This is a genomic window from Qipengyuania nanhaisediminis, from assembly GCF_045862805.1.
Lineage (GTDB): Bacteria > Pseudomonadota > Alphaproteobacteria > Sphingomonadales > Sphingomonadaceae > Erythrobacter > Erythrobacter nanhaisediminis_A.
Map to the genome: position 1 here is coordinate 2526577 of NZ_AP025760.1, position 17124 is coordinate 2543700.

Consider the following 17124-nt stretch of genomic DNA (forward strand, 5'->3'; position numbering starts at 1 on the left):
CAGGACTTGAGAGGAAGACAGCCATGGATTTCCAGCCCACCGAACGCCAGGTCTACTGGCGCGACCGCGTGCGCGATTTCATCGAGCAGCACGTTCGCCCCAACATGGACACCTATGCCCAGCAGGACGCCGAAGGCGATCGGTGGAAGGTCATCCAGATCATCGAGGACAAGAAGAAGATCGCCAAGGAACAGGGCATCTGGAACCTGTTCATGCCGCCGCGCAATGACAGCCACCACCATGTCGACGACACGTTCGAATTCGACGGCCCCGGCCTCACCAATCTCGAATATGCGCTTTGCGCCGAGGAGATGGGCCGGATCGGATGGGCATCGGAAGTGTTCAACTGCTCCGCGCCCGACACCGGGAACATGGAAGTGTTCCACCGCTATGGCACGCGCGAACAGAAGGAGGAGTGGCTGCGTCCGCTGATGAACGGCGAGATCCGTTCCGCCTTCCTGATGACCGAGCCCTATACCGCCTCTTCGGACGCCACCAATATCGAGACCCGGATCGAACGCGACGGCGATGAATATGTCATCAACGGGCGCAAGTGGTGGTCCTCGGGCCTCGGCGATCCGCGCTGCAAGGTCGCGATCGTCATGGGCAAGACCGATTTCGAGGCCCAGCGCCACGCGCAGCAATCGATGATCCTGATGCCGATCGACACGCCCGGCGTGAACGTGATCCGTCACTTGCCCGTCTTTGGCTATGACGATGCCCCGCACGGCCACATGGAAGTCGAGATGAAGGACGTGCGCGTGCCTGCGACCAACATGCTCCTTGGCGAAGGCCGCGGTTTCGAGATCGCGCAGGGTCGCCTCGGCCCGGGCCGCATCCACCATTGCATGCGAACGATCGGCGTTGCCGAGGAGGCGCTCGCCAAGATGTGCCGCCGGCTGCAGGAACGCGAGGCGTTCGGCAAGCCGATCTACAAGCACTCGGTCTGGGAAGAACGCGTTGCGCGCGCCCGCATCGATATCGACATGACACGTCTCCTGTGCCTCAAGGCCGCCGACATGATGGACAAGGTCGGCAACAAGTCCGCCAAGCAGGAAATCGCGATGATCAAGGTGCAGGCCCCCAACATGGCGCTGCGGATCATCGACGATGCGATCCAGGCGCATGGTGGCGGCGGCGTGTCGAACGATTACGGTTTGGCAAGCGCCTATGCCCACCAGCGCACGCTGCGGCTCGCCGATGGGCCGGACGAGGTTCATGCCCGCTCGATTGCGCGGATGGAATTCGGCAAGCATCAGCCCAGCGAAGGACCGAGCGCCAACGCCCTGCGTGGCAGCAATGCCCGCACGGCAAGCGCGGGAAGTGCCGCGGCGTTTTCGTCGGGCGATGTCGGCGCAACGCGCTGAAGCGACAGGGCTGAAGGAGAAAGCCTGACATGGCGAAAGCGGCCATTCTCGAGACGCCCGGACAGGGCCTGGTCATCGGCGACGTGGAAATGGGCGAACCGCTCGCCCATGAAGTGCTGATCGACACCAAGGCCTGCGGGCTGTGCCATTCGGACCTCCATTTCATCGACGGCGCCTATCCGCACGCGGTCCCCTGCATCCCGGGGCACGAAGCGGCAGGTGTGGTGCGCGCGGTCGGCTCGGAGGTGAAGACGGTGAAGCCGGGCGACCATGTCGTCACCTGTCTCAGCGCCTTTTGCGGCCAGTGCGAGTTCTGCGTCACGGGCCGTATGGCGCTGTGCCTTGGCGCAGGCACGCGGCGCGCCAAGGGCGATGCCCCGCGCATCACCCGCGCCGATGCATCGGGCGGGGTCGAACCGGTCAGCCAGATGCTCAACCTGTCAGCGCTCAGCGAACAGATGCTGATCCACGAGAATGCCTGTGTCGCGATCGACAAGGACATGCCGTTGGACCGCGCGGCGGTCATCGGCTGCGCGGTGACGACGGGCGCTGGCACGATCTTCAACGCCTGCAAGGTGACGCCCGGCGAAACCGTGCTGGTGGTCGGCTGCGGCGGGGTTGGCCTTGCGACGATCAATGCGGCAAGGATCGCCGGAGCCGGCAAGGTCATCGCCGCCGACCCGATTCCCGAAAAGCGCGAACTCGCCAAGGTTCTGGGCGCGACCGACACGGTCGATGCGCTGGCAGAGGACGCCGTGGCCCAGATCCACGCGCTGTCCGGTGGCGGCGTTCACTGGGGGATCGAGGCGGTGGGCCGGCAGGCTTCTGCGGACCTGGCGGTCGCTTCGCTCAGGCGCGGCGGAACCGCAGTGATCCTCGGCATGATGCCGCTGGACTGCAAAGTCGGGCTCGGAGCGATGGACCTGCTCGGCGGCAAGAAGCTGATGGGCGCGATCATGGGGATGAACCACTTCCCGGTCGACCTCCCGCGCCTCGTCGATTTCTACATGCGCGGCCTGCTCGACCTCGACACGATCATTGCCGAGCGCATTTCGCTCGACCAGGTCAATGAAGGTTTCGACAGGATGCGCGAAGGGAGCCATGCGCGCAGCGTGGTGGTGTTCGACTGATGGCTGACGACAGGACCGGCATGCCCGATATCGATTTCGACAAGGAGATGGTCGGCACCGTCGCGGTCGAGGAACGCGACAAGCTCGATCTCGAAGCGCTCACCGCGTGGTTCGATGCCAATGTCGAAGGCTTTGCCGGGCCGATCCACTACACCAAGTTCAAGGGCGGTCAGTCGAACCCGACCTACAAGATCGATACGCCCGGCCAGAGCTATGTCCTGCGCCGCCAGCCTTTTGGCAAGCTGCTGCCGAGCGCGCATGCGGTCGACCGCGAATATGCTGCGATGACGGGGCTGTATCCCACCGGTTTCCCGGTCCCAAAAACCTATGGCCTTTGCGAAGACCCGCAAGTGATCGGCTCCAAGTTCTTCGTGATGAGCCTTGCCGATGGGCGGTCGCTCTGGAACGGCGCGCTGCCGGGCATGGAGCCTGATCAACGCCGCGAACTCTACAACGCGCTGATCGACACCATGGCCGAACTGCACCTCAACAAGCCGGAGGAAATCGGGCTTGGCGATTACGGCAAGCCGACCGATTACTGCGCGCGCCAGATCGCCCGCTGGTCGAAGCAGTACAAGCTGTCCGAGACCGAGCACATGCCGCAGATGGAGCGGCTGATCGAATGGTTGCCCGAGACCATTCCGCCGCAGCACGAATCCAGCGTGGTCCACGGCGATTACCGGCTCGACAACGTCATCTTCCATGCCGAGGAAAACCGTGTGATCGCGGTGCTCGACTGGGAATTGTCGACGCTGGGCGATCCGATCGCCGATTTCAGCTACCTGATGCTCAACTGGTTCCAGCCCGCCGACGGGCGCGCAGGGCTTCTCGGGCTCGACCTGGCCGAACTTGGCATTCCCACGGTCGAGGAAGCGGTCGAACGCTATGTCGCGGCAACCGGCTATCCGGTGCCGCCGATGGACTGGTATTTCGCTTACAACCTGTTTCGGCTCGCGGGGATCATGCAGGGCATCAAGAAGCGCGTGATCGACGGCACCGCCTCTTCGGCCCATGCCAAGGCGATGAGCGAACGCGTCGCCCCGCTGGTCGAACGCGCCTATGCCTTCGCGCGCGATGCCGGGATGCCCGAATAGGCGCGACTGCCCGATGGCGTTTGCGAGCCTTGCCGCACCACGCGCGGCTCGCTAGCAGCACTGGCAATCAACCAAGGGGGGCGCGCCCCCCCGCAACCGGAGCAGACATGACCGACACACTGGTGAGCCAGATCGAGGAAGCCTGGGAAAACCGCGCTGACATCACGCCCGGCAGCGATGTTCGCCACGCGGTGAGCGAGGCGCTGCAATTGCTCGACAGCGGCGAGGCGCGCGTCGCCCAGCCCGGGCCCGATGGCAGCTGGACGGTCAACCAGTGGCTGAAAAAGGCAGTGCTGCTCTCCTTCCGCCTCAATGACAACCGCGTGATGGAAGGCGCGGCGGCGGGCGATGCGGCTTATGACAAGGTGCCGATCAAGTTCGCTGGCTGGGGTGACAACCGTTTCAAGGAAGCCGGTTTCCGCGTCGTTCCCGGAGCGATCGTCCGGCGCGGCAGCTTTATCGGCAAGGGCGCGGTGCTGATGCCGAGCTTCGTCAATATCGGCGCCTATGTCGGTGAAGGCACGATGATCGACACCTGGGCGACGGTCGGCTCGTGCGCGCAGATCGGCGCCAATGTCCACATCTCGGGCGGCGCCGGAATCGGCGGTGTGCTCGAACCCTTGCAGGCCGAACCGGTGATCATCGGCGACGGCGCCTTTATCGGCGCGCGCAGCGAGGTTGCCGAGGGCGTGCGCGTGGGCGAAGGCGCGGTGCTTTCGATGGGTGTCTATCTCGGCGCGTCGACCAAGATCATCGACCGTGCCACCGGCGAAGTGCACATGGGCGAGGTGCCGCCCTACGCGGTGGTGGCTCCCGGCACCCTGCCCGGCAAGCCGCTCGCCGACGGATCGCCCGGCCCCGCGCTCTATTGCGCGGTGATCGTCAAGACGGTCGATGCGCAGACGCGTTCGAAAACCGGGATCAACGATCTGCTGCGCGATTGAGATTTCGTCAGGCTCGGCAGGTGCTGATCGGGCTTTTCAGCCGGGGCCGGCTGGGTGTATAAGAGATCGAACGGAGAATTTATGTCCTACGAAAAGAACAACGAAGTCCACATCGAAGACGAAGAAGCGCGCGGCGCGGAATCCAGCGGCGTGATGCGCTACGTCCTCGGCATCAGCGTGCTGCTCGCGATCATCGCGATGTCGGTCGCCTGGATGACCGGCGCGCTTACCCAGGGCGAGGTCGAAAGCGCGGCGACCGTTACCGGCACCGAGGAAGCGGTCGAGGCGGTCGAGGCGAACGACGCCGATGAGGACACGGACGGTGTCGTCGGGCTCGAGGAAGAGGCCGAGTAAGCCTGACCTACGCGGAACCCGTTTGCGGTTGAACCCGTTGGCTTCCTGAACAATCCAGGAGCCGATAATGAGCAATGCGAACAGTTTCCAGACCGACCAATACGTCAAGTGGTCGTGGGGCGATGGCTATGGCAAGGGCCGGGTCACCGAGCGTTTCGAGCGCGAGGTGACTCGCACCTTGCAGGGCAACGAAGTCACCAAGGACGGCGACAGCGACAATCCCGCTTACCTGATCAAGCAGGAAGACGGCGACGAGGTGCTCAAGCGCGGCAGCGAGCTTGAGAACTGGGACAAGGACTGATGGCCAAGGCAACCAGCAAGGCACAGCAAAAGGCCGCCGGCGCGGCATTGTCGGCCAAGCGTGGCGAAACCGACAAGTCCGACCTCAAGGGCGCGTCAAAGGACATGGTCGAAAGCATGAGCGAGGACGAGCTCGAGGAGATGGCCTCGACCTCACGCGACGACCTGCCCGAGAAGAAGGGCGACGACTAACGCTTTTGCGCGTCAGTCCTCGCTGGGCAGCAACGTCTCGATCGGGTCGCTGCCCATCACCTGTCCGGCATATTGTTCGGCCTCGCGCAGCACGCGGAGCGCGTTGCGGCTGGCGATCATTTCCATCTCGACCTCCGAATAGCCGCGACGCGCCAGTTCGGCGAACAGCGCCGGATAGCCGCCGACATCCTCGAAACCGACCGGGCCGGTCGGCATGCCGTCGAAATCGGCACCGATGCCGATATATTCGACCCCGATTTTCTCGCGGATGTGGTCGATATGGTCCGCCATGTGAGCGATCGTGGTTGCAGGTTCGGGATTGGCGGCGTCCCATTCGGCCATGGCCGCCTCGACCATGCTCGGCTGGCCCTGGTGGAGCGATGCGAGGCGCGCCTGCTCGGCCTCTCGCAAGGCATACCAATGGCGGCGCTCCTCGTTGAGGAAGCCGGGCAGCGCAACGACCATCACGATGCCCCCGTTGCCAGGCAGGCGTTCAAGGACACTGTCAGGCACGTTGCGCGCATGGCCGTTGACCGCACGCACGCCCGAATGGCTGAAAATGACCGGCGCGCGCGCCACGTCGAGCGCGTCGTGCATCGCTTCCTCGCTGACGTGGCTGAGATCGACCAGCATGCCGATCCGGTTCATCTCGCGCACCACGTCGCGCCCGAATTCGGTCAGCCCGCCATGTTCGGGATCGTCAGTCGCGCTGTCGGCCCAGGGCGTGTTGCGGCCGTGGGTGAGCGTCATGTAGCGCGCGCCCAGAGCATACATCTGGCGCAGCACCGCAAGGCTCGACCCGATTGAATGACCGCCCTCCATTCCGAGCAGCGAAGCCACGCGGCCCTCGGCCATCGCGGTTTCCACCTCGTCGGCGGTGGTCGCGAATTGCAGGGCCTGGGGATAGCGATCAATCAGCCGCTTGGTCACGTCGATCTGTTCGATCGTCATCTGCACCGCTTCGGGTTCGTCGAGGCTGGCAGGCACGTAGACCGACCAATATTGCGCGCCCACCCGGCCGCGTTCGAGCCGCGCGAGATCGGTGTGCATCGCCCGTCCCGCGGCATGGGTCTCGCCGGTATCGCTGGTATCGGCGAAGTCGAAATCGTTGATCTGGTTGTCGAAACGTGCCCGCAACTGGATCGGCACATCGTTGTGCCCGTCAAAGACCGGCGCGTTGGCAAGCGCCGCCTCGGCAGCGACCATCGCGGGGTCGCTCGCGCCGGGCGCCTCGTCTTCCGGCAGCGGTTCGGCCTGCTGCGCGGCGAGCGGCGCTGCGACCAGAGCGACAAGGGCCGCAAGTGCAGCGGAGCGGTGCGGGCGATATTGCATGAGGCGGAAAACTCCCTGTAGGAACGCGGTGCACGAGGGGAAACGGATATGAACCAACCGATTAGCGCGCAAGTGCCCGGCCGACAAATCGCCTCGCCGCGCGGATCTCGCCGGGGCATGGCGCGATGATCAAGCTGGTGCTGCGCATCGTGCTCGCGGCCTTTTATGGCTATGCGGGATATCTCCACCTCGTGCGGCCCGAACCGTTCCTCGCGATCATGCCGGGTGCGCTTCCCTTCCCCGAGGAGATCGTCCTTGCGACCGGCATTGCGGAAATATTCGGAGCGATCGGGCTGCTCCAGCCCTTTGATATCCGGTTGCGTCGCGCGGCGGGGATCGGCCTTGCGCTCTACGCGCTGTGCGTGTGGCCGGCCAATATCAACCATTTCGCGATGGACATGGCGCGCGAGGATGGCGGACTGGGGCTCGGTTATCACGTGCCGCGCATGTTCGCGCAGCCGGTCCTGATTGCCTGGGCCTTGTGGGTGGGCGAGGTTCGCCTGCCCTGGCGCAAGAAGCGGTCGTGACCGTATCGGCGGCGAAAACGGCAATACTCGCCCTGCTCGACGCGCGCGCGGCGCGAGCCACGATCTGCCCGAGCGAGGCTGCGCGCCGTGTCGCGGGCGTTGACGGCGACTGGCGGCATCACATGGAAGATGTCCACGCAGCGGTCGACGGCCTGCTCGAAAGCGGCGTCATCGCTCTGTCGTGGAAAGGAAAACGGCTCAGCCGGCGACGCGGTGCCTATCGCATCGCGCGCCGCCAGCCTGCCGCGCCGGACGCCTGACAGCGCCCGGGCTTGCCAGCCGGTTTAGCTGAGGTGCTTCGAGACCGCTGCGGTCATCTTGAACATCGAGATCTGGTCCTTGCCGATCACCGCGCCGAGCTTGGCATCGGGATTGATCTGGCGCTTGTCCTGCGAATCCTGCAGGCCGTTGGCCTTGATGTATTCCCAGACCTTCGAGGTCACCTGAGCGCGGGTCATCGGACCCTTGCCGACAACGTTTTCGAGCTCGCTCGAAAGGTTCACCGGCTTCTGCAGTGCGTTGGTCTTTCCAGCCATGATTAGTCTCCCTTTTGAAATGGCAGGTTATTCGAAATCATCGCCGCCCCAGGCACCGTCATCGGCATCGGTGCCGGTGAACGGGGCGTAAAGGACGTCGCATCCGGTCACGAAGCCCTTGATCGCAGCGATCAGGTCTTCGCGGCTTGCCCCCGGCATCAGCGTCAGCGGAAGGTCGGTGGCAAATATCTGAAATACGTAGTGGCGCGTCTCGCCGACCGGCGGGTCGGGGAGCAGCCATTCGGAATTGCCATGCGCGTTCTTGCCCGCGCGCGGCGGCACTTCGCCTTCGAGCAGCTTGCCCAATTGCCCGGGCAGCCCCCAGACCAGCCAGTGGCAGGCCGGGTCGGCGGATGGATCGGTCGCATCCTCGACGATGATGACCAGTTCTTGCGAACCGGGCGGCGGCGAGGTCCATTCCAGCGGAGGCGCGACCGCGTCCTCTTCCTTGGCGGTGAAACACGGGTCGAGTTCCTCGCCCGCGGCAAAGGCCGGGCTCGACAGCTTGAAGCCGCCGCGCTCGAGGCTGCGGGCATCGCCGAGCTGGGCGACGGCAAGGCCCGGATGCTGCGCGGCAGAAGGCAGCTTGGCGGCAATCCAATCGGGCAAGTCAGGCATGATTCTGTCGTTCCATCCCCTCGTAGCTAGTCCGAACGCGGACCCAAAACGAGGGAGCAGCGCCCAATTTGCCCGGCTTTGTGGGGAAAACTCTCCAAAAACCGAAGGTTTTCAGCCGATCGGGCGTCCGGGCGGCGGTGGACAAGATGCACGCGCTTGCCGTTTGCCGGGCGTCGAGGCATGGTTCGTGTCCGCCAGATGGCCCCAATTCACCCACTTGAACCGCCCGGAGTCGCACCATCCGCACCAACACCAAGCTTTCAATCGCCGGGCGCACCGCGCTCAGTGCGACCCTCGCTCTGGCGCTCGCGGCTTGCGGCGGAGGCGGATCGAACCCGGGCGGAGGCGGCGGCAACCCGCCCACCGGCGGCGGGGCCTGTTCGCTCGCCAACCAGATTGCCTTTGCCGGCGACGTGCTCGACGAATGGTATCTGTTCCCCGACCTGCTCAACAATTCGGTAAACCCTGCCAATTTCACTTCGGTCCAGGCTTATCTCGACGCGCGTGTCGCGCCCGCGCGCGCGCAATCGCGTGACAAGGGCTTTACCTTCGCGACCTCGATCGCGGCAGAGAACGCGCTGATCAATTCGGGGTCGAGCGCAGGCTTCGGCATTCGCCTGTCCTACGACACCGCGAACGACCGGGTCTTCCTGCTCGAGGCCTTCGAGAACGCGCCGGGCTTTGCCGCGGGAATGGATCGCGGCACCGAGATCACCGCGATCGGGACCGATTCATCCAATCTGCAAAGCGTCGCCTCGCTGATGGCCACCGGAGGTCCGCAAGCCGTGATCGAAGCGCTCGGCCCCTCCGATCCGGGCGTAACCCGCGTCCTGCGCTTCACCACGGTCGACGGGACGGTGATCGAGGTGGCGATCACCAAGTCGGAATTCTCACTCGACCCGATCTCGGATCGTTACGGCGCGCTCATCATCACCGATAATGGCCGCAATGTCGGCTATCTCAATTTCCGAACCTTCTTCCCGAGCAGCGCCGATGCGCAATTGCGCGACGCCTGGCAACTGTTCAACGCCAACGGGGTTGACGAGCTGGTGATCGATTTCCGCTACAATGGCGGCGGGCTGGTCTCCCTGGCAGAGAAAATCGGCGACCTGCTGGGTGAAAACCGGGGCGGCCAGGTCTTCAGCCAGACCGTGCTGCGCGAATCCAAGTCCTCGGAAAACCGCACCGAGCTGTTCGAACCCGAGGCGCAGTCGCTGCAGCCGAGCAAGATCGCATTCGTGACCACCGGCGCGACGGCTTCGGCGAGCGAACTGGTGATCAATGCCATGCTCCCCTATCTCGACGCGGATTCGATCGCGATCGTGGGCAGCGACACGTCGGGCAAGCCAGTCGGCCAGTTCGCCTTCGATCTCGATGCCTGCGATCTCAGGATCCGGGCGGTGACCTTCCAGACGCTCAACGCGAACGGCAATGGCGACTATTTCACCGGCCTTGCAAGCGTGATGCCCAACACCTGCCGTGCCGCCGACGAAATCGCGGTCCAACTCGGCGAACCCAATGAGGCATCGATCGCGACCGCTCTCGACTTTCTCAACGGCCAGAGCTGCACGGCGATTTCCAAGGGATCTGGCGACAGCATTGCGCAAGCTCGCCCCCGGCTCGAAGCGCTGCGGCCCGAACAGCCCACTGCAGCCCAGCACGAAATTCCCGGCTTGTTCTGACCGGCCTCAGCCTGCGGCGTAGCGCATGCGGTCGTCGCCCTTGTCGCCGTCCTTGCACAGCGCGATTGCCGCAGCGATCACGGCATCGGATGCAGCAGGCTTGGGTACGATCGGGGCGTTGAGATTGCGGACCCGTTCCTGATGCCGGTTGAGATCGCCGGTGTGAAGCAGGAAGGGGATGCCCTGATTGGTGAGTTCGCGGGCGACCGGCACGCAGGTCTCCCCCTTGCCGAGCGACACATCGAGAATCGCGACATCGAAGTCGATGTCCTCGGAAAGCCTGGCAAGCGCATCGCTGCAATTGCGCGTTGAGACGATGCGGCAATCGCGATCCTCGCCGGCGAACTCGAGGTCGAGCAGGATCAGCGGCTCGTCCTCGAGGATCAGCACGGTCAGGTTTTCGTTCATGCCATCCCTCGCGCCGGCACGACGATCTTCGCCTTCAGTCCATCATCGCTCCATTCGCGCTCGATATGGCCTTCGGAACTCGCCAGAAGGCGGTCGACGATCGCGGTGCCCGCGCCCTTGCCGATCGCATCGGGGTCGACCTTGGGGCCGCCCTTCTCGTTCCATTCGATCACCAGGTTCTCGTATTCCGGCTCCATTCGCCAATCGACCGTTACGACGCCTTCCTCGGTCGTCCAGGCACCGTATTTGCCGGCATTGGCCGCCAGCTCGTGCAGCACCAGCCCCACCACAGAGATGACCGGAAACGGCATGCGCACCCCATTGCCGAGCAATTCGAGGCGCGAGCCGTCGCGGTCATAGGGTTCGAGAACGCCGCGGATCGAATCCGCAACGCTGATATTCCCGCTCGATGCATCGTCGAGCGTGGTCTCGTAGGCCCTGCCAAGCGCCTGGATCCGCGAATTAATCTCGGCCGCTTCGTCCTTCATCCCGCGCATCCGGCCGGTGACGTTCACGATACCCGAAATGACCGAGAACATGTTCTTCATCCGGTGCGACAATTCGCGCGACATTTCGCGAGCATATTGTTCTTCGGCACGCGCTGCGCGAACATCGGACACGTCCCACTGGCTTCCGAAGAAATAAACCAGCTCGCCCTCGGTGTTGTAGATCGGCCCGACATGCAGCGCGTTCCAGAAGGCGGTGCCGTTCTTGCGGTAATTGACCATCTCTACCACCACCACTTCTTCGTTGGCGATGGCATCGCGCAGCCGCGCGATCGCGTCGGGATCGGTGCGCGGCCCCTGGAGAAAGCGGCAATTGCGCCCGATGATCTCGTCTTCGGAATATCCGGTCAGCCGTCGAAATGCGCGGTTGGCGAAGATGATCGGAAGGTCTTCGCCATGCGGATCGACGAGGCAGATCGCCATCCGGGTCTGCGCCATGGCCTGTTCGAACAGGACGCCCGATGCGCCGGCAAAATGGTCAGCCGAATTCCCGGCACGGAAACGTTCAGGAGCATCGTCAAACCGCAAGGCGGCCTGTTGCGAGCGTGCGTTTTCCCTCTCGTCGTCGGTGTTCATCGATCTTCGTGCCTTCTTGCCGCTCCGGGTCCTAAAAGGGCGGCCACATCGTTTGCAGGGGTCGGGTTTTCATCGGAAACGCCTCGGACAGCCTCAGGTTCCGATGCGAAGTGCCCCTTGTCACGGCGCCTCCTCGCCTGAGAACGGTTGCTCGTCGGTATAGCCGCAACCGAGCAGGAGATCGGGCCCGATCGCAACAGTCGCGGTGTAGGGATAGGTGCGATCGCTCATGCCGTCGCTGCATTGGCCTGGAGTGAGTGCAACCTGCACGTCCTCCTCGCCCAGTTTTCCGCCAAATCCCAGGCCGTTATTGCCAGCAAATCGCGAGAGCGCGAACCGCACGCCATCAGGATTGTCGGGCACCTTGTAGTGCGCTTCGTAGCCCTGTTCGAGAGGACGAATCGCGAGATTCCAGAACGGCTCGGTCCCGATCATCACGATCCGTTCGTGTGCCGCTATGTCGTCGAACGGTTCGGCATCGCGGCTGATTTTGCCGGTCGGCTGCGAACAGGCCGAAAGCGCGCCGGAGATCAGCAGCGTGGACATCGTGGCGTGCAACTTCGCCGTAGGCATCGCGCTTCTCCTCAAACGAACACGTGGCCACGCCGAACGGGGCTGACGCGGCACTGCGAACGAGCCCTTCCCAAAGCGCTTAACGTGTCGTCAAGACGCGATCAACGGTGTGGACGAGGCCATTCCCGGCGGCGATATCGGCCGCGGTGACGGTCGCTTCGGTGCCGTATTCATCGATCAGGACCAGCGCCCCATCGTCCATCCGAGCGCGCAAGGACGCGCCCGACACGGTGGTTATCACGTGCCCGTCGGCGCCTGCGCTGGCGATGGCTTGCATCAGCGCGGCGGCATCGAGGCGGCCTTCGACCAGGTGCGAGCCAAGAATGCGCGCGATCGCAGAGCTGTCCGCTTCCAGATCCGACATCTGCCCGTCGCCGAGCATAGCAAAGGCATCATCGGTCGGTGCGAACAGCGTGACCGGACCGGCGCCGGTCAGGAGATCGCGCGCCTCGCCTGTCTCGATCGCGGTTCTCAGTCGTGCAAGGTCGCTATCGCCCTCGACGATGGCGAGCAGCGTTTTCGGAGCCTCGATCGCCGCGGGTATCGCTTCGCCTGACCGGTCAGCGCCGCCCCCGGTCTGATCGGGTCCGCAGGCGACCAGCGTCAGCGCGAGCGATCCCGCCAGCACCGCGCCAAGCGGAGGCGAGGCCGACTTCACCTGCATTGCCAGACGCGCGATGGCTTCCTCAAAGCGCCTTTTCGGGGCGCGGATCGTGCTTGTGCTTTTCGCTCTTGCCGAAATGGCGTTCGAGCCGCTGGGCGAGCGTATTCGCGGCCTTGCGCGCCGCATCGTCGACCTTGTCGGCCTTGCCCGTCACCCCGATCGGCTTGCCCGAACGCGGGCGTGCCTCGATCGTGCAATGCTTGTCATCCGCGCCGTGCTTGGCACCGTTGACGTCGGACACGTGCACTTCCAGCCGGGTCAACCGTTCCTCGAAGCGGGCGAGCTTCTCGCGCATCATTGCCTCGATCCGTTCTGCGACATTTTCGGTGCCCATAACGGTATGGTCTGAGTTGAACTGGAACTGCATTGGCGAGGTCTCCTTTTATCGTTCTCTCATGCTCCAATCTGGGAGCATCCACGCGGTTCCGCAAGATACGAAAAGGTCCGTTCCGCTTACCCTTCGATCAGGACGATGTCCCAGCTGTAGCGGTGATCGCCCAGCGCGCTTGCCACCGTGGTCGGCGCGCTGTCGCCCAGCGCGCCAAGAGCTGGTCACGCGCATTGGCTTCGGCGTTCTCTGGGAAATACATCTGGGTGACGATACGCGAATCCACCCCGGTCACGTCGAGATGGATGTGAGGCGGGCGATTGCCGATCGGCGAATCGTAAGCGCCCGGCTTGATCGTCCGGATCTTCCAGCTACCGTCATTGCCGGTCGAAATCTTGGCAAAGCCCTGGAATCCCGGATCGAGCGGCATCACCGCCGGGTCTTGCGGATGGTCGTATCGGCCATGCGTGTTCGCCTGCCACAGGTCGAGCACCGCGCCGCGAATGGGTTTCCCATGCCGGTCGAGAACGCGTCCCATCAGCTCGATCACCTGCCCTTCCGCAGGCCGGGACGCGCCGGCGACCCGGGTAAGATCGGCATCCAACTCGCCGCGATAGCCCGACGGATAGAATGGCCCGAGTTCGGATGTCGCGGTGAGCGATTGTGCCAGCGCGGCCTTGCCGAAGCCTGCGCCGATCGCCGTGCCGGCCAATGCGCCAGCGGCGAACCGCCGCCGCGAAACAAAATGCTTGTCCATAATGCCCCCCCGTTCCCCCGCCAGGTGGCAGAGAAGCTCGACCCTGCAACGAAGCTACACAGGCAACAGCTTCAAGTCGAGCGGAGGGCGTGGCGCGCTCCAAGCGCGTCATTTACCGTTTGCGCAGATTGATCTGGTATCCCGGCGGCATGACCGAAACCGCCATTGCATGGACCGCCGCGATCATCGCGAGCGTGATAGGCTGGGGTAGCCTGTTCCATTTTGCCTGGATCGTGCGCCATTGGCCGCACGCGCAGGGCCGGGTGATCGACAATATTGCCGAATGGTCGCATGGCGATGCCGGCATGGCGCGTAGCGCCGCCTATTTCCCGGTCATCGCCTTCTTGGCCGGCAACCAGCCGCACCAGGCGCGAGGCGGCGTCGGCAAGCGCAAGCCCTGGGCCATCGGCACCGAGGTGAATCTCCATTACAACCCGGCCAATCCCGATCATCTGCTTGACCTCAACGCCTGGCAGCGGGCGGTGTTTTCAGGCGCCTTCATCGCTTTCGGAGCGGCAGCCTTTGCCGCTGCGATGGGCTGGGTGACCTGACCCCAAGGCAGGCTCGCCCAAGGAACACCCGGCCGCCTTCGGACATTGATGGAGCAACGCCCACCACCGAAAGTCCCTGCCCCATGGCCCCTGCCGCCCAAGCTTCGCCTTACCGTATCGGCATCATGACGATGGATGTCGAAGGCAAGGACAGCGATGCCTTTCATCGCATGGTGAAAGGTGCGGTCGAGAGGCTGCGACAGGTGCTCGGCCGGGAGGAGCGACTCGACCTCGATGTCGTCAATTTCGAAGGCCCGCATCTCCTGCCCTCGGCAGGCGGCTATGCGCCGCTCGACTTTTTCGAGATCGGCTTTGCCGAAAAGGCCGAGCGCGACATCCCGTTCCTGTTGATGGTGACCGAGGTCGATCTGAGCGGGCCGGGTGCGAACTACACGCTCGCTCTGCCCAGCCAGCTGACCAATATGGCGGTGATCTCGACCAAGCGGCTCGACCCCGAATTCTGGGGGGAGACGCGCGACAACGGAACGACCGAGCACCGCCTTGCAGCCCTGATGCTGCATTGCTTTGGCGCGCTGGTGAACCTCAAGCCGTCGAGCGACCCGCGCAATTTCATGTATCTGTATGGCAGTGTCGATGATCTCGACGCGATGGAACGCTGGGACGAGGCGCAATGGGACCGTGTGTCGGGCACCCTTCCCGCCGAGGCGCAAGAACGCCGCACAGAGACCGGGCGAGCGGGCTTTGTCGCATCGGTGCTGGTGTCAGACATTCCGCAGATCGCGCGCGCCGTCGCCCGTGCCAACCCGTTCCGCCTCGTGCCCAAGCTGCCGACCCTGATCGCCGCCGCGCTGTCAGTCATCATCGTCCTGCTTTTCGGCGCAGAGACATGGGATGTCGCGCACGAGGTGACCATGGCGCAGGTGGGCCTGTTCTCGGCGGTCAGCCTGCTCGCCGCGTTGTATCTGCTCTACCGCGCCTTCACGCTCGACGCGATGCTGGGCCGCGACCGGGTGCTGACCGAGACCAGCGTGGTGACCGCCGCCGCGACATTCCTCGCGCTGCTCCTGACATTGCTGATCCTTTACGCAGCCTTCGCGCTGCTGATGTATGGCGCGATCGCCACGGTCTTTCCCGAAAGCTTGATGGATGCCTGGGTCAGCGACGGAGCCGCGACACAGCCTGCCGACCATCTACGGCTGTCGCTGTTCCTTGCCGCGATGGGCGTGCTTGCCGGATCGCTCGGCGGGCGCAGCGACAGCCGAAACCTGGTGCGCGGCGTGTTGTTCACCGGGCACGCGCATTGATACGGGCGCCCGGCGCACAAGGTCAGTCGCGATTGCGGCGGCCGTCGGGCTCCTTGGCGACACCCTTGAACGGTTCGCCATCGGATTTGACATCGATGAACTCGCCCGCCTTGTCGCCGTCGGAGCGGTCGCGCTTGGTCCACTTGCCCGTCGCCGGGTTCTTGACCTGCGTGCGGTCATCGACCGAGCCGTCGCGGTGATTGTTTCCGGTGTTTGTCGCCATGGGAAATCTCCTTGTTTCCCAAGCGAATCCGCCAATCCCGCCATTCGTTCCCGAAAGCCTAGTCTTGAGCTGGTGTGACGCGCGCAGTCACCTTGATCTCGACCAGGCCTTCGGGCGAATAGAGCCGGTCGATGTCGATGGCTGTCCAGGCCGGGAAAGGCGCGTTGACATAGCGGCTCTTGACTGCGGCAAGCGCGGGCATCGAGGCGTCGATATCGACGTGGTAGGTGGTGATGTCGATCACATCGTCCCAACTCGACCCGGCACGGGCAAGAACGCTGCCGATATAGCGGAACCCGCGATCGAAGGCCTCCTCCTGTGTTTCGCCTTCACGCGGACCGCCAAGGATCACGCCGGAGAGATAGACCGTGTCGCCGTGGATCACCGCCTCGGAGAACCCGAACTGCTCCATGAAAGCGCGCGCGCCCTCGCCTTCGGGCATGATGGTCTGCTTCTCGTGTGCGGCGCCATGGTCGCCGTGTTCGCCATGCGCTTCCATGTGCGCATCGGCGAGCGCCGGGCTCACGCCGAACATGGCGATGGCGAGAGCACCGGTGGCTGCAACGGTCCTGATCATTGAATATTCCCCCATTCCAATGATCGAACACTAGGCGCTAATCCCCGGAAGGCCAATGGAGCGTTTCGCGAAGGTCCGCGCGCGGAACGCGGCGTCCAGCGAAGTTTACCGCCCCTGCCCCATCGGCTAGCGAGCGGGCATGAGCGCACCCATGATCCTCGTCGATGCCGATGCCTGTCCGGTGAAGGACGAGATTTATCGCGTGGCGGAGCGCTACAAGGCGCAAGTTCGCATCGTCAGCAACAGCCCCTTCCGCGTGCCCGTGAGCGAGCGGGTAAAGCGCGTGGTGGTGAGCGACAGCTTTGACGCCGCCGACGACTGGATCGCGGAGAATGCCGACGAGCGCAGCGTGGTCATCACCGCCGACATATTGCTCGCCGAGCGCTGCCTCAAAGCAGGCGCGCGCGTGCTGAAACACGACGGCCGCGAATTCGACGCCGCCAGCATCGGCAGCGCGATTGCGACGCGCGCAATCATGGAAGACCTGCGCGCCGGGATGGACGGTGTGGGTGGCGGTCCGCCACCGTTTAGCAAAGCGGACCGTTCGCGGTTCTTGCAGGCGCTTGATCGGGTGCTGGTGGGGATGGGATAGCAAGCGCTTTCTTTCATCCTGCGCTAGA

General features: G+C 64.1%; 24 protein-coding genes. 13 read left to right on the forward strand and 11 right to left on the reverse strand.

Going from position 1 to position 17124, the window contains the following annotated elements; translation table 11 throughout:
- Window positions 1–23 precede the first annotated feature (23 nt).
- The 7 genes from ACKTSM_RS12255 to ACKTSM_RS12285 all read left to right on the forward strand — a co-directional run bounded on the left by ACKTSM_RS12255 (window position 24) and on the right by ACKTSM_RS12285 (window position 5381).
- Entirely contained in the window at window positions 24–1367 is a 1344-nt protein-coding gene (locus tag ACKTSM_RS12255; RefSeq protein ID WP_407874930.1) for an acyl-CoA dehydrogenase family protein, read from the forward strand.
- A gap of 29 nt (window positions 1368–1396) precedes the next feature.
- Complete coding sequence (locus ACKTSM_RS12260) at window positions 1397–2497, forward strand: Zn-dependent alcohol dehydrogenase (protein ID WP_407874931.1); 1101 nt, start codon at window positions 1397–1399, stop codon at window positions 2495–2497.
- Complete coding sequence (locus ACKTSM_RS12265; RefSeq protein ID WP_407874932.1) at window positions 2497–3591, forward strand: phosphotransferase family protein; 1095 nt, start codon at window positions 2497–2499, stop codon at window positions 3589–3591. The genes ACKTSM_RS12260 and ACKTSM_RS12265 overlap by 1 nt, the downstream gene beginning before the upstream one ends.
- A 107-nt stretch (window positions 3592–3698) precedes the next feature.
- Window positions 3699–4535 (forward strand): 2,3,4,5-tetrahydropyridine-2,6-dicarboxylate N-succinyltransferase, encoded by an 837-nt coding sequence (dapD, locus tag ACKTSM_RS12270; RefSeq protein ID WP_407874933.1) that lies wholly within the window; start codon window positions 3699–3701, stop codon window positions 4533–4535.
- A gap of 81 nt (window positions 4536–4616) precedes the next feature.
- Window positions 4617–4889, forward strand: a complete 273-nt coding sequence (locus ACKTSM_RS12275; protein WP_407874934.1) for a hypothetical protein — start codon at window positions 4617–4619, stop codon at window positions 4887–4889.
- Window positions 4890–4956: 67 nt separating this feature from the next.
- Window positions 4957–5190 carry a DUF2945 domain-containing protein gene (locus tag ACKTSM_RS12280; protein ID WP_407874935.1) on the forward strand — a complete coding sequence of 78 codons (234 nt, stop codon included), beginning with the start codon at window positions 4957–4959 and terminating at the stop codon, window positions 5188–5190.
- The gene (locus tag ACKTSM_RS12285) at window positions 5190–5381 is read left to right on the forward strand and encodes a DUF3008 family protein (protein ID WP_407874936.1); all 192 of its coding nucleotides are present in this window, start codon (window positions 5190–5192) and stop codon (window positions 5379–5381) included. Before ACKTSM_RS12280 ends, ACKTSM_RS12285 begins: the two co-directional genes overlap by 1 nt.
- 12 nt (window positions 5382–5393) lie before the next feature.
- Here ACKTSM_RS12285 and ACKTSM_RS12290 read toward each other — a convergent pair whose 3' ends face one another.
- Window positions 5394–6713 carry a dipeptidase gene (locus ACKTSM_RS12290; protein ID WP_407874937.1) on the reverse strand — a complete coding sequence of 440 codons (1320 nt, stop codon included), beginning with the start codon at window positions 6711–6713 and terminating at the stop codon, window positions 5394–5396.
- A 125-nt stretch (window positions 6714–6838) separates the two neighbouring features.
- Between ACKTSM_RS12290 and ACKTSM_RS12295 the strand changes: the two genes are divergently transcribed.
- Both ACKTSM_RS12295 and ACKTSM_RS12300 read left to right on the forward strand, forming a co-directional pair.
- On the forward strand, window positions 6839–7240 hold the full coding sequence (locus tag ACKTSM_RS12295) for a DoxX family protein (RefSeq protein ID WP_407874938.1): 402 nt from the start codon (window positions 6839–6841) through the stop codon (window positions 7238–7240).
- Window positions 7237–7500 carry a DUF3253 domain-containing protein gene (locus ACKTSM_RS12300; RefSeq protein ID WP_407874939.1) on the forward strand — a complete coding sequence of 88 codons (264 nt, stop codon included), beginning with the start codon at window positions 7237–7239 and terminating at the stop codon, window positions 7498–7500. Before ACKTSM_RS12295 ends, ACKTSM_RS12300 begins: the two co-directional genes overlap by 4 nt.
- A gap of 24 nt (window positions 7501–7524) precedes the next feature.
- On the opposite strand, the gene ACKTSM_RS12305 is transcribed toward ACKTSM_RS12300, so the two are convergent.
- Complete coding sequence (locus ACKTSM_RS12305; RefSeq protein WP_407874940.1) at window positions 7525–7776, reverse strand: SWIB/MDM2 domain-containing protein; 252 nt, start codon at window positions 7774–7776, stop codon at window positions 7525–7527.
- Between the two features lie 27 nt (window positions 7777–7803).
- Entirely contained in the window at window positions 7804–8394 is a 591-nt protein-coding gene (locus tag ACKTSM_RS12310) for a YbhB/YbcL family Raf kinase inhibitor-like protein (RefSeq protein ID WP_407874941.1), read from the reverse strand.
- 413 nt (window positions 8395–8807) lie between these two features.
- Here ACKTSM_RS12310 and ACKTSM_RS12315 point away from each other — a divergent pair, with 413 nt between their 5' ends.
- On the forward strand, window positions 8808–10076 hold the full coding sequence (locus tag ACKTSM_RS12315) for a S41 family peptidase (protein ID WP_407874942.1): 1269 nt from the start codon (window positions 8808–8810) through the stop codon (window positions 10074–10076).
- Window positions 10077–10082: 6 nt separating this feature from the next.
- Here ACKTSM_RS12315 and ACKTSM_RS12320 read toward each other — a convergent pair whose 3' ends face one another.
- From ACKTSM_RS12320 to ACKTSM_RS12345, 6 genes are all read right to left on the reverse strand, one after another.
- Window positions 10083–10484, reverse strand: a complete 402-nt coding sequence (locus tag ACKTSM_RS12320) for a response regulator (RefSeq protein WP_407874943.1) — start codon at window positions 10482–10484, stop codon at window positions 10083–10085.
- Complete coding sequence (locus ACKTSM_RS12325) at window positions 10481–11566, reverse strand: PAS domain-containing protein (protein WP_407874944.1); 1086 nt, start codon at window positions 11564–11566, stop codon at window positions 10481–10483. The genes ACKTSM_RS12320 and ACKTSM_RS12325 overlap by 4 nt, the downstream gene beginning before the upstream one ends.
- A 120-nt stretch (window positions 11567–11686) precedes the next feature.
- On the reverse strand, window positions 11687–12139 hold the full coding sequence (locus ACKTSM_RS12330; RefSeq protein WP_407874945.1) for a COG3650 family protein: 453 nt from the start codon (window positions 12137–12139) through the stop codon (window positions 11687–11689).
- A gap of 79 nt (window positions 12140–12218) precedes the next feature.
- Complete coding sequence (locus ACKTSM_RS12335; protein WP_407874946.1) at window positions 12219–12803, reverse strand: fasciclin domain-containing protein; 585 nt, start codon at window positions 12801–12803, stop codon at window positions 12219–12221.
- 22 nt (window positions 12804–12825) lie between these two features.
- Window positions 12826–13170 carry an HPF/RaiA family ribosome-associated protein gene (locus ACKTSM_RS12340; protein WP_407874947.1) on the reverse strand — a complete coding sequence of 115 codons (345 nt, stop codon included), beginning with the start codon at window positions 13168–13170 and terminating at the stop codon, window positions 12826–12828.
- A 97-nt stretch (window positions 13171–13267) separates the two neighbouring features.
- Window positions 13268–13888 carry a hypothetical protein gene (locus tag ACKTSM_RS12345; RefSeq protein ID WP_407874948.1) on the reverse strand — a complete coding sequence of 207 codons (621 nt, stop codon included), beginning with the start codon at window positions 13886–13888 and terminating at the stop codon, window positions 13268–13270.
- 149 nt (window positions 13889–14037) lie between these two features.
- Between ACKTSM_RS12345 and ACKTSM_RS12350 the strand changes: the two genes are divergently transcribed.
- Window positions 14038–14439: a DUF3592 domain-containing protein gene (locus ACKTSM_RS12350; RefSeq protein WP_407874949.1), complete on the forward strand. Its 402-nt coding sequence runs from the start codon at window positions 14038–14040 to the stop codon at window positions 14437–14439.
- Window positions 14440–14522: 83 nt separating this feature from the next.
- Window positions 14523–15704, forward strand: coding sequence for a hypothetical protein (locus tag ACKTSM_RS12355; RefSeq protein WP_407874950.1), 1182 nt, complete (start codon window positions 14523–14525; stop codon window positions 15702–15704).
- Window positions 15705–15726: 22 nt separating this feature from the next.
- On the opposite strand, the gene ACKTSM_RS12360 is transcribed toward ACKTSM_RS12355, so the two are convergent.
- Complete coding sequence (locus ACKTSM_RS12360; RefSeq protein WP_407874951.1) at window positions 15727–15927, reverse strand: hypothetical protein; 201 nt, start codon at window positions 15925–15927, stop codon at window positions 15727–15729.
- Between the two features lie 58 nt (window positions 15928–15985).
- Window positions 15986–16504 carry a RidA family protein gene (locus ACKTSM_RS12365; protein ID WP_407874952.1) on the reverse strand — a complete coding sequence of 173 codons (519 nt, stop codon included), beginning with the start codon at window positions 16502–16504 and terminating at the stop codon, window positions 15986–15988.
- A 151-nt stretch (window positions 16505–16655) separates the two neighbouring features.
- On the opposite strand from ACKTSM_RS12365, the gene ACKTSM_RS12370 reads away from it, so the two are divergent.
- Window positions 16656–17096, forward strand: a complete 441-nt coding sequence (locus tag ACKTSM_RS12370; RefSeq protein WP_407874953.1) for a YaiI/YqxD family protein — start codon at window positions 16656–16658, stop codon at window positions 17094–17096.
- The last annotated feature ends 28 nt before the right edge of the window (window positions 17097–17124 follow it).